Source organism: Pseudomonas poae, assembly GCF_001439785.1.
Taxonomy (GTDB): Bacteria; Pseudomonadota; Gammaproteobacteria; order Pseudomonadales; family Pseudomonadaceae; genus Aquipseudomonas; species Aquipseudomonas poae.
In genome coordinates this window covers 59,723-72,038 of sequence record NZ_JYLI01000016.1, presented here as the reverse complement: position 1 = coordinate 72,038, position 12,316 = coordinate 59,723, and the positions used below count along the sequence as shown (strand labels likewise).

Below are 12,316 nucleotides of genomic sequence, written 5' to 3'. Positions count from 1 at the left end.
TTGTATCGCGGGCCGGCTCCGCAAATGGAATTGCTATGAACAAGCACCTGTACCGAATTGTTTTCAACAAGGCACGCGGGCTGTTGATGGTGGTGGCGGAGAACGTCACCAGCCAGGTCAAGGCGCCGGGCACTCGCGTCAGCCTCACCACCGCCGACGCGGGCTGCACGGCAACGCTCGGGCCGATGCGTTTTGCATTGATGATCGCGCTCGGGCTGGTGTCATGGAGCACTGTACCGGCGTGGGCGGCGGGCACGATTGTGGCCGATCCGACTGCCGCAGCCGGCCAGCGTCCGACGGTGATTCAAAGCGCCAACGGCACGCCGCAGGTGAATATTCAGGCGCCCAGCGCGGCCGGGGTTTCGCGTAACACCTACAATCAATTCGATGTCGACCCGCGCGGCGTCATCCTCAACAACAGCGGCGCCAATACCCAAACGCAACTGGGTGGCTGGATCGAAGGCAACGCAGCGATGGCCAAAGGCAGCGCGCGGGTCATCCTCAATGAGGTCAACGCCAGCAACCCCAGCCAGTTACGCGGCTATGTCGAAGTCGCCGGGCAACGCGCCCAAGTAGTCATCGCCAACCCGGCCGGCATTACCTGCGACGGTTGCGGCTTCATCAACGCCAACCGTGCGACCCTGAGCACCGGTCAGGTGCAGCTGGAGAACGGCAGCATCAGCGGCTACACCGTGAACGGCGGCACCCTGAACATTCAGGGCAAGGGCCTTGATAGCCGCGACGCCGATTACACCGACCTGATTGCCCGTACCGTGCAGGTCAATGCGGGTATCTGGGCCAATGACCTTAAGGTCACTGCCGGACGCAATCAGGTCAACGCCGATAACACCCAGGCCAAGCCTCAGGCCGGCGCCGACGGCGACAAGCCAGCCGTCGGCATCGACGTGGCGCAATTGGGTGGAATGTACGCCGGGAAGATCGTGCTGGTGGGGACCGAATCGGGTATCGGCATGCGCAATGCCGGGCAAATTGGCGCCATGGCGGGTGAAGTGGTCGTCAGCGCAGACGGCAAACTGCACAACATGGGCACAATCAGCGGCACCACGGCCACCCGTATCACTGCCACAAGCGTTGACAATAGCGGCTCGCTTTACGCCAAGGGCGATTTGAACCTCACCAGCTCCGGGGATATCGACAACAGCGGCACGATTGCCAGCCAGAATCAAACAACCCTCAGCGCCAAATCGATTCGTAGCACCCAGGGCTCAAGCCTGGCGGCGGGCGCAGGCGTGGACGGCAAACTGGGCAGCAGCGGCAACCTTGCGGTGCGCGCAACCAACGTCAAAGCGCAGGGTCAAAACCTGGCGGCAGGCGATGTCAGCATCCAGGCCGATGATCTGGACCTCAGCGGCAGCCAGACTCAAGGCCGCAATGTCACCCTGACCGCCAACAACGGCGATAGCAATCTCAGTGGCAGCCGCGTGGATGCCAGCCAGACCCTCGCGGCCAACGCGACAAAAACCCTGCGCACAGACAGCGCCAGCGTCAACGCCGACAACCTGCAACTGAACGCCGGTGATCTGTCCAACGTCGGCGGCGAGCTGGTGCAGACCGGCGTCGCCGACACATCGATAAACGCCACCGTGAGCCTCGACAACCGTAGCGGACGAATTGCCTCAAACGCGACCAATACCCGGATCAGCGCCGGTCGCATCGACAACGGCAGCGGCAGCATCGAACACGCAGGCAAGGGTTCGCTGGGCATTCAGGCCAACCAACTCGGCAGTACCAAAGGCAGCATTGCCAGTAATGGCAGCGTGTCGATCAAGGCTGACGACGTGGTGCTGGATGAAGGTCTGGCCCAGGGCCAACAGCTCACGCTCCAGGCCCGCACCCTGTCCAATCAATACGGGCGCATTCTGCAAACGGGGCTGGAGCCTTTACAGATCAATGTCAGCGAGCAATTCAACAATCAGAACGGCCAGGTCAGCAGCCCTGGCGCTGTGGTGATCGACGTTGGCACGCTGAATAATCAGAACGGCAAAGTTGTTGCAACCGACGGCGGCCTGCTGACGGTGACCGCCAGTGATTTGATCGACAACAGCGGCGGAACGCTGGCTGCCAGCGGCGGCGCTGAACTGAGCGGCGCGCGCCTGGAAAATGCTCAGGGCACCCTCAGCGCCGGCAGCACGCTGCAAGCCCACTTCGGTCAACTGAACAATATCGGCGGCACGCTCGCCTCGACCCAGCGCATGGCGATCATCGCCGGACAATTCAACAACACCCATGGCGTGCTGGGTTCGGTGCAGTCCGGGCTGTCGGTGAACGTGACCGATGGCGCACTGAACAACAACGCAGGGCGTCTCGAAGCCCAGGGCGACATCGCCGTGGCGGCGCAAGGTGTGAACAACCACAGCGGTGTGATCAGTGGCCTGGCACTGGACCTCAACAGCAACGGCAATCTGTTTGACAACAGCGATGGCACGCTCGACGCACGCGCCACGCTCGACTTGCGCAGCGGCGAATTGCGTAACGCGGCGGGCTTGATTCAGTCTGCAGGCAAACTGTTTATCGACACCGGAAATCAGGCCCTCAATAACCTCGACTCCGGCACCACCAAAGGCATCAGCGGTCAGGATGCCGTGGAAATCCGCAGCGCCAGCGTCAATAACAGCACTGGCTTTTTGAGTACTAAGGGCAATCTGTTGCTCACCGCCAGCGACGTGGTCAACACCAACGGCGGCCAAATCATTGGCGAGAAAACCGTACACGTCGACGGCGCACGCCTGGATAACCGTGGCGGCCAGTTGCAAAGCCTCGGCGACGTCAAGCTGGCACTGGGTCAGGCCCTCATCAATCAGGGTGGGCTGGTCCGCAGTGCAGGCGCGTTGAACCTGAGCACCGATGTGCTCGACAACAGCGCCACCCAGGGCACCAACCTAGGCCTTGAAGGCCGCAGCATGAACCTGGCGCTCAACACCTTCAACAACCAGACCGGTGCCGTGCGCACTGATGAAGGCCTGCTGCTGGGCGTGAGCCAGACGCTGAATAACCAGAGCGGGCTGATCTCTTCGACCGGTGACCTGACCATCCGCGACCGCGATACCGCGCAGCGTCGCCAATCGGTGAATAACCTCGACGGCACGCTGATTGCGGGCAAGCTGCTGTCGCTCAACGCCGCGTATTACAGCGGCACGGGCCGGGCGCTGAGCCTGGGTGACATCAACTTCAGGTTGCAGAGCGGCCTTGATTTGAGCGGGCAGATTCAGGCCAACAACAACGTTGATCTGAGCACCGCCGGGGCGCTCAACAACACCGGGCGTTTGCTGGCGGGCAAGTCCCTGCTAGTCAGCGCGCAGACGCTCGACAACAGCGCCAACGCCGAAATCAGCGCGGGCCAGGTTCGTCTGAACGTCGCTGGCACCCTGACCAACCGTGGGCTGATCGACGGCCAGCAAGTCCGCGTGCAGGCAGCGACGCTGAATAACCTCGGCACCGCGCGCCTGTATGGCGACCAACTGGCGATAGCCACCTCGACGTTGAACAACCTCGATGAAAATGGCACCGCAGCAACGATAGCAGCCCGTGAATCACTGAATATCGGCACCTCAACCCTGAATAACCGCGAGCAATCGCTGGTCTTCAGTGCTGGCGACCTCGCCATTGGCGGGACCTTGAGCGCGCTCGATACCGCCGAGGGTCGCGCTCAATTACTGACCAATGCCAGCGCGACCCTCGAAGCGCTTGGCGATCTGTCTTTGAACGTACAAAGCGTGCGCAACACCAACGAACATTTCAGCACGCGCGATGTTGAGGTCAGTCGAACTCCCGAGCAGGAGTTTCAACTCACCGGCTCGACCAACCGCTACCAAGCCAACGAGATCTCCCTACGTCACGATGAGGTGAATTACCTGGTCACCCCCGAGGGCCAGCGCGACAACTGGAACCGCTACGACTACACCCGCGTCGTCAACGAAACCCAGATCGCCACCTCGGCCCCGGCGCAGATCCTGTCTGGCGGGACAATGCAGATCAGCGCCGGCGACGTGCTCAACGACAAGAGCCGCATCATCGCCGGCGGACTATTGCAGGCAGACGTCACCAGCCTGACCAACACCGAAGTGTCGGGCCAGCGCGCCACCGTCGACAGCGGCAGCGTCACCAACTTCTACCGCATCCAGCGCAAGGGCCGCGACCGGCAAGGCGCGAACAGCGCAGCCTATACCCCTGCCCCGCTGATTCAGGATATCTCCCTGCAACCTACCGTCTTCGCGCAGAACACAGCGGTCAGCGGCACGGGCACCCAGATCAGCGCACGCGGTACTCAGGCCGTCGGTCAGCAGATCGCTTCCACCGGTACGGTCAGCGCTCCGGCCGCCCGTACCTTTCAAGTAGCTCCGATCGTTCAGGTCGCAGCGCAGACCACCCAGAACGCACAAGGCGTGGCCGAGCAAATTCGCACCGGGGGCCCGTCCCTGGAATTGCCGAATAACAGCCTGTTCACCACCCATCCGCAGACCACCAGCAATTACCTGGTCGAAACAGATCCGCGTTTCGCCAGCTATCGCACCTGGCTGTCGTCGGATTACATGCTGGAGCGCTTGCAAGTCGACCCTGCCTTGACCCAGCAGCGCCTCGGCGATGGCTTCTATGAGCAGAAACTGATTCGCGAACAGGTCGCGCAACTGACGGGGCGACGCTTTCTCGACGGCTACGCCAACGACGAAGCGCAATACCGGGCGCTGATCGACAACGCCGTCACCCTGGCCAATCAATGGCAACTGGTGCCCGGCGTCGAGCTGTCCCCCGAGCAGATGGCGCAACTGACCAGCGACATCGTCTGGCTGGTACAAAAAAAGGTCACCCTCGCCAACGGCGAAACCCGCAACGTGCTGGTGCCACAGGTCTACGTGCGGGTGCAGGAAAGCGACCTCAACGGCTCCGGCTCACTGATCGCCGGGCAACGTCTGAACCTGAATATTGCAGGCGATCTGGTCAACAGCGGCAGCCTGGCCGGGCGCAGTGTGATGGCGATTACCGCGCAGAACATCGAAAACCTCGGCGGACGCATCCAGGCCGACAAGGTCTCCCTGACGGCACGGGACAACCTCGACAACCTCGGCGGCCTGATCGGCGCCACCGATACCCTGGCGATCAATGCAGCGCAAAACGTCAACGTTGTGTCCAACAGCCGTGACAGCAGCAGCACCCAGGGTACGCGCACCAATCTCTCGCGGGTGGCCGGGCTGTTTGTCAGCGGTGCTGGCGGCACCATGGACGTCAACGCGGGCAAAGACCTCAACCTGACCGGCGCTCAGGTGGTCAACGCAGGCGCCGGCGGCAATACCTCGCTGCAAGCAGGCGACAACATCAACCTGACCACCGTTGGCGAAGCCCATCAGCAATCGGTTAACTGGAATGGCAGCAACTGGCGCAAAGACGCCAGCCAGACCGAAGCCGGCTCAACCATTCAAGGCCAAGGCGATGTGCGCCTCAGTGCCGGGCAGGACCTCAATGCCCGAGGCGCAAGCGTCACCAGTCAGCAAGGTGCAATCATCGCCGACGCCGGGCGCGACGTGAACCTGACCGCAGCGCAAAACACCCAGTTCGCCGATGAAGCGCACAAATTCAAAGGCAGCAACGGCCTGTTCTCCAGCAAGACCACCACCACACGCGACACCGTCAACCAGACCCAGGCGCAGGGCTCGACGCTGAGTGCCGAGAAAACCTATGTGCAGGCCGGTCGCGACATCAACGTCAGCGGCAGCAACGTGGTGTCCACCACCCAGACCATTCTGGTGGCTGACAACAACATCAATATCGAAGCCGCGACGGAAAGCAGCAGCGAACGTCACGACAAGTCAGTCAAGAAAAGCGGCCTGTTCAGCGGCGGCGGCATCGCGGTCACGCTCGGCACCCAGCAGCAGACGGTCAAGGACCTCACCACCAGCCAGACCGCAGCGGCGAGTACCGTGGGCTCGACCAAGGGCGATGTGCTGATGGAAGCGGGCAAAGGCTACCGCCAGGTGGGCAGCCAGGTGAGCGCGCCCGAAGGCAGCGTCGATATCACCGGGCAAACCATCGATGTCGTTGAAGCCCGCAACACCAGCAAGCGCGAACGTGAAACCCTGTTCAAACAGACCGGGTTCACTCTGACGGTGACTAACCCTGTCATCAGTGCAATCCAGACCACCCAGCAGATGAAGCAGGCATCGGAGAAAACCGATGATGGGCGCATGAAGGCGCTGGCAGCGGCCACGGTCCTGCTGGCCGGTAACAACGCCGCCACGGCGGTGGCAATGGACCCTGGCGCGGCAGGCGGTATCAACATCAGCCTGTCGCTGGGCACCAAGAAGAACGAAAGCAAAACCACCCAGACCAGCGACAGCGCCGCCGGTTCGACCATCACCGCCGGTCAAGATGTGCGCCTGCGCGCGACCGGCGCAGGTGCAGCCAGCAACATCACGGTCCAAGGCAGCCAGATCAAGGCTGGGCGTGACGCCAGCCTGATGGCCGACGGCGACATCAACCTGCTCGCCGCCAACAACACCAGCCAGCAAAACACCGACAGCAAAGGCAGCAGCGCCAGCATCGGTATCGGCCTCTCGCTGGGCGGTAGCAGAAACGGCTTTACCCTGGACCTGGGTGCCACCGGAAACCGGGGCCAGGCCGACGGCGACGAGCTGAACCATACCAATACCAAAGTGGAGGCTGGCAACCAGTTGCTGCTGTCATCCGGCGGCGACACGCAGCTTAAGGGGGCGGTGGCCAGTGGCAAAAAAGTCATCGCCGACGTCGGCGGCGATCTTAATATCGAAAGCCTGCAAGACACCAACACGTACAAAGTCGATGAAAAGAGCCTGGGCATCGGCATCAGTCTTTGTATTCCACCGTTCTGCTACGGCATGAGCTCGATAAGCGGTGCCAGCGCAAACTTTGGCGCAACCAACATCGACTCCAACTATGCCAGCGTCACCGAGCAGTCAGGCATCAAGGCTGGCGATGACGGTTTCGACATCAACGTGCGGGGCAACACCGATTTGGTCGGCGCCGTGATCGCCAGCAGTGACAAGGCCGTGCAGGACGGCAAAAACAGCCTGGTCACATCCAGCCTCACCAGCCGCGACATCAAGAACAAGGCGGATTACGACGCCAATACCGTCAGCCTGGGCGGCGGCTACAACGAAGTCGGCAAGGACCAGAAGGGCAACGCGCAGACTGGCGGCAAGGTTAACCCGGGCACCGACCTGGCCAAAAACGAGAACAAGATCGGCGCCAATATGCCGATCGCCATCAGCGCCAGCGACAAGGCAAGCAGCGTGACACGCAGCGGCATCAGTGGCGGTGCCGTCGTCATTACCGACGACGCCGAGCAGCAGAAACGCACCGGCCAGACCGCTGAACAAACCGTCGCCAGCCTCAACCGTGATGTGTCCAGTGATCGCGATGGCAGCAACTCGCTCAAACCGATCTTCGACGAAGATGAAATCCGCGCCGGTTTTGAGATCGTCAGCGCGTTCTCCAACGAAGCCAGTACCTTCCTTGCGAACAAAGCCAGGGAAGCGGACCTCAAACGCCAACAGGCAAAAGAGCTGCAGTCAAAAGCAGACAATCGTGACACGCCAATGAGTGACGCTGCGCGCCTGCAACTGCAGCTCCAGGCGCGGGAGTACTCGGCACAGGCCAACGCGATCTCCGAAAACTGGGGCGCAGGCGGCACCTATCGCCAGATCACCACCGCCCTGATCGGTGCTGCAGGCGGCAATATCAGCGCGGGCAACGCTGCCTTCGTGCAAGGCCTGGTGGTCAATTATGTGCAGCAACGGGGCGCCGGCTACATCGGCGACCTGGTGGCCAAAGGCGAACTCACCGAAGGCTCGCCACTGCACGCGGCACTGCACGGCATCGTCGCCTGCGCCGGTGCCGCCGCCAGCAGTCAAAGTTGCGGCAGCGGCGCGGCAGGCGCGGCGGCATCAAGCCTGCTCACCGGCCTGTTCTCACAAAGCAGCCCCGACGAAAGCGAAGAACAACGCGAAGCCAAACGCAACCTGATCGTCAGCCTGGTGACCGGCCTGGCAGCGACCAGCGCCTCCATCGACCCGACCACCGCCAATACCGCGGCGGGTGCGGCGGTGGATAACAACTGGCTGGCGACCCAGCAGATCGTGCAGTTCAAGAAGGAATACGACGAAGCAAAAGGCCTGATTGCCGCTGGCAAAGTCGTTGCCAAATGGTCGTACATCAGCGGCAGGCAGGATGTTCTGACCCAGTTCGGCATCGGCAAGGGGTTGGCCCAGTCAGGCTGGAATGACGTCACGGGCCTCGCCGAATTTGTTGCGCACCCCATCGAAGGGCTTACTGGCCTTGGCCAACTGATTAATAACCCGGAGGCCAGAAAGCAGTTTGGCGACAGCGTCGTCAACGAACTCAACGTCAAGATAGAAACGATCAAGACCGCGCTGGAAGTCGGCGGCGACGAAAACGCCGAAGCCTTGGGCAAGGCCATCGGCGAAATCGCCTGGCAGGTCGGCAGCATTGCAACGGGCGTCGGCGGGGCTGCGAAAGGTGGCGTGGCGCTGGCCAAGGCGGGGATCAAGGTTGGAGCGCAGCAGCTTGAAAAGATGGCTGAGGTGGCGAGCCTCGCCAAATTCGACAAGCTTGTAGCACGCGGCGGGCAGTTCAACCCTAACGGCACCCCGCTGATGGACTTCCGCGCTATGACCAACGCGCAGAAGAGCATCGTCGGGGACATCATGGGTGGCGAGCAAATCAAGACGTTGGTGCCCGGCGCTGAAAAAATTGGCCGGGCTCCCGATATTGGCCAGACAGGCATTGACGATTTGTACAAGGTAGATAAGCCTGGTGTTGACTACCTGATTGTTGAGTACAAATTTGGCTCGTCCAAGCTGAAGCCCACCCGAGATGGGCTGCAGATGAGTGATGATTGGTTGCAGGGCACAACCACTAACTATGACCGTATACTTGAGTCTGTGGGAGGTAATGCCCAAGCGGCAGAAAATATAGACAATGCCTTGCTAGCTGGCCGTGTTGAAAAATGGCTAGTTCATACTGACCCGTTTGGTAATGTGACTGTGGGTGTTCTAGACAAAAGTGGAAAATTTGTTGTAGACCCCATAAAAACTTCTAAGCTTATAGGAGCAGATAAATGATACGCGCCCCTCTTGGCGATATCAGCTACTGGAGCCGAGTAGTCAATGATAATGACGACTACATCAAAAGTTCTCAACGGACTCTCAAGGAGCCCGCTGGTGATCCTGACTACGCGCCTCAATACGCGTATAAGCTTGCCCAAAAACACTGGCATCAGATCCTGCGCAAATACTCAGCCGGATACTCAGTAACTGACTTGGCGCATTACTTCCCCGGTCTGTTAGACGCTTGGGAAGAAGCTGAGCGTCTCGGAGCAGCAGTGTGGACTGCAGAGCAGCAATTCACCCGGCACCACTGGCGCGTCAACTACGACCACTACATCATTTGCTTCTGGCTGGTCGGCTTGGCACTCGCACTCGATATTCCAGACAAGCAATGGCATCGCTTGCTGGCCTTGATCGGCAATGATGGCGAAGACGTACTTCTTGATCGGATCATTGCCAGCCGCAGTCCAGACCGCAAGATAGGAGCCGTGCTTCTATATCCCAAGCCGTATGGTCGTTTGTTGAAGGCCGTGGATGCACCCGCAGACTCTCAGCCGCCGCTGCTCAACGCCTTTGTCGAGCACTGGTATCTGGAAGTGCGCACTGGCGCGAAATCCGGATCAGACCCGCAAGCGGTCAGCTATCGACATCCTTATTGGTATACCTATGGCGACCAGAACTTTGAAGGCGGGGCTTATTTTGGTCGTTGGTGTGTAGAGGCCGTGGCTGCCGTGAAGGCGTTTGGAATGGATGACTCGCCATGTCTAGGTCAAGAGCATTATCCGGGAGACCTTTTGAGACCTGATGGCCCTGGCACTCACCCGGCAAGAGAGACAACAGAGCCACATCCACCGTTGGCTTCAGCAAAGAAAGCCGGCTTTTGGGCCCGAATTTTCACCCGGTCCAGTGATAGATAAGCGCCAGTGTGATCAAGCAAGACACGGCTATCGCAAGGCACGCACCCGCCGAGAAGTGCCAACGTCGGCATCGACTTCAGTTAGGGTTTGCTACGAGCCGGCGGCGGCGATACCCCCGCTCAAGCGCGCCGTAACCAGTGGTGAGGGGGGTTGGCCCAGTCAGGCTGGAATGACGGCACGAATTCGTCGCACATCTCATCGAAGGGCTTAGCGGCCTTAGCTAACTGACTAATAACCCGGAGGCCAGAAATCAGCTTGGCGATAGTGTCGTCAACAAAATCAAGACTGAAGCAGTACACCCGGCAGCGCCGTCAACAAGTGGCTCACGAGAGACTGACATGAAATCCTACTTATTTCGAGAAGATACAAACATTAACAATAGATGGTACTTAGGCAGCATCAAACACTGCAATAACTGGTTCTTTACAGACCCACCGGTAGAATATATGGAGCCTTGCACTTATGAAATTGAAATGCAAAGTGATGGTGTTGCTCTAGACTTCTCCCTGGCTGGATACGCCTCCGTTCCCATCATCAGTCATAAAGCAAAAAAATCACTTATCGGTATTTCCGATTTTGATGAACCCTTCAGGCACGTCGTACTTGAGCCTGCGAAAGTCGCAGGCCACCAAGATGAATTTTATGTAATGATTGTGGAAACGCAAATCGACTGTGTAGATGAGACACGCTCTATATTTGAAAAATACAAATCAGATGATTCAGTCCGCCCAGACAGGGCAGGTGAGTATAGAATTTTCTTGAACCTTGTTATTGACCCAGCAAAGGTTAATGGGGAAAATATTTTTCGAATCAAAAAACACCTAGGCGCTCTAATCGTCAGCGAAAAAGTCAAGCTTAGAATGGAGCAAGCTGGTGTGACAGGCGCTATCTTTGAAAGTGTAAACGGGGAGAATACTGTCGTTTGCTAGATGGCAATTTATTTCCGCCTATAACAGTCAGCTCGCAAAAGGCCATCGGCGAATTTGCCTGGCAGGTCGGCAGCATTGCGACTGAAGGCGACGGCGGTGCAAAGGGTGGCGTGACCAGGAAGTGGATCAAAGGATAACGGTAGATGGCCGAGCCGCTTGAAAGCGCTGGATCAGACAGTGTCTTCCGCCATCGCCAACGGTTCAGGGCAGGCGAAGATGAATGTCAGACTGGAGTTACTAAGAAGGCGTGGAAATTGAGAGACGAATTTTTTCAATCATTGATCGATAATCTAGGCGAACCTAACTCGCGTCGAGAAGTGCCCAAGTCAAGTATCGACAAGTATCGCTCAATATTACCCAAGGCCCTGCTTGGTTATTGGCAGAATGAAGGTTGGTGCTCTTATGCTGATGGGCTGTTCTGGATTGTAGACCCCGAGCCATACAAGGCGACGCTCGATAGGTGGCTGCAGGGCAGTGGCTTGGCAGAAGTCGACAACTATAATGTGATCGCCAGGGATGCATTTGGTTCGTTGTATGCATGGGGTGAGCGTTACCAGCGCAAAATTACAATATCAAGTCTAGCGGGCGGTATTGTTGCGTTGCAGAACCAATTGAGTAAGCCCAACCCGGTCCCGGATAGAATGCTGGGTATATTCCTCGGTTCTACCAGTCGAGAAAGTCTCGACTTTGAGGACAATCAAGGCAAGCCGCTGTTCCAGCGCGCACTGGCAAAGCTTGGGCCGGTTGGCGCAGATGAGATGTTCGCGTTCGAGCCCGCCCTTTGCATTGGAGGAAAGGCTGACCTGGAGCATATGAAAAAGGTGGATATTCATGTTCACCTGATGATTCTTGATCAATTACGACGTTGAATAAGATTAAATAGATAAAATAACTATTCCGTTCGCAACAGGATCAATTGTGGAGTTAACCAGTACTCCACATGGGTCTAAAGGAGAATGGAGCATGATGGGCGGTTGGCTTAGGCCGGCGTACTCAGTAGAGGAATAGCTAAATGATTCGCACACCACTAGGGGAGATAAGCTATCTGGTCTGAGTTGCAGATAGCCAGGAGGGAAGTGCGAGCTCCAAATTCGGGCAGCTTGCTAAAACTGAGGCTGAGCTTCGGGATGCTCAACGTGTAAAGTCGGCGACTGAAATACCGATCGTAAAAGTTAAAACTGAAAATGCAGTTAAGGGTACTCCAGAATATGAGCTGCTTAATAACCCGAGTGCACGAGCTGCAAATACACGGTATGAGCTTGACAATGGGAAATCCTTCACAACCAACAGCGCAGGTCAGGTTGAAGAGTTGACCTTTACCCCTGTGAATGAAAAAATCCCTCGCGACTCTAGG

General features: G+C 58.5%; 4 protein-coding genes. All 4 read left to right on the top strand.

Annotation, left to right across the window (positions count from 1 at the left end):
- The first annotated feature begins 35 nt into the window (after window positions 1-35).
- Complete coding sequence (locus TU75_RS18785; protein WP_060549734.1) at window positions 36-9,131, top strand: hemagglutinin repeat-containing protein; 9,096 nt, start codon at window positions 36-38, stop codon at window positions 9,129-9,131.
- Complete coding sequence (locus TU75_RS18780; RefSeq protein WP_015372904.1) at window positions 9,128-10,033, top strand: PoNe immunity protein domain-containing protein; 906 nt, start codon at window positions 9,128-9,130, stop codon at window positions 10,031-10,033. Before TU75_RS18785 ends, TU75_RS18780 begins: the two co-directional genes overlap by 4 nt.
- A gap of 338 nt (window positions 10,034-10,371) precedes the next feature.
- A complete protein-coding gene (locus TU75_RS18775; RefSeq protein WP_060549733.1) occupies window positions 10,372-10,962 on the top strand; it encodes an imm11 family protein in 591 nt (196 codons plus the stop codon).
- A gap of 143 nt (window positions 10,963-11,105) precedes the next feature.
- The gene (locus TU75_RS18770) at window positions 11,106-11,831 is read left to right on the top strand and encodes a GAD-like domain-containing protein (protein WP_231981908.1); all 726 of its coding nucleotides are present in this window, start codon (window positions 11,106-11,108) and stop codon (window positions 11,829-11,831) included.
- Window positions 11,832-12,316 lie beyond the last annotated feature (485 nt).

What these genes read in the sequence shown, in the direction of transcription:
- TU75_RS18785 (WP_060549734.1), top strand. Translation starts at nt 36, where the DNA reads ATGAACAAGCACCTGTACCGAATTGTTTTCAACAAGGCACGCGGGCTG.
- TU75_RS18780 (WP_015372904.1), top strand. Translation starts at nt 9,128, where the DNA reads ATGATACGCGCCCCTCTTGGCGATATCAGCTACTGGAGCCGAGTAGTC.
- TU75_RS18775 (WP_060549733.1), top strand. Translation starts at nt 10,372, where the DNA reads ATGAAATCCTACTTATTTCGAGAAGATACAAACATTAACAATAGATGG.
- TU75_RS18770 (WP_231981908.1), top strand. Translation starts at nt 11,106, where the DNA reads ATGGCCGAGCCGCTTGAAAGCGCTGGATCAGACAGTGTCTTCCGCCAT.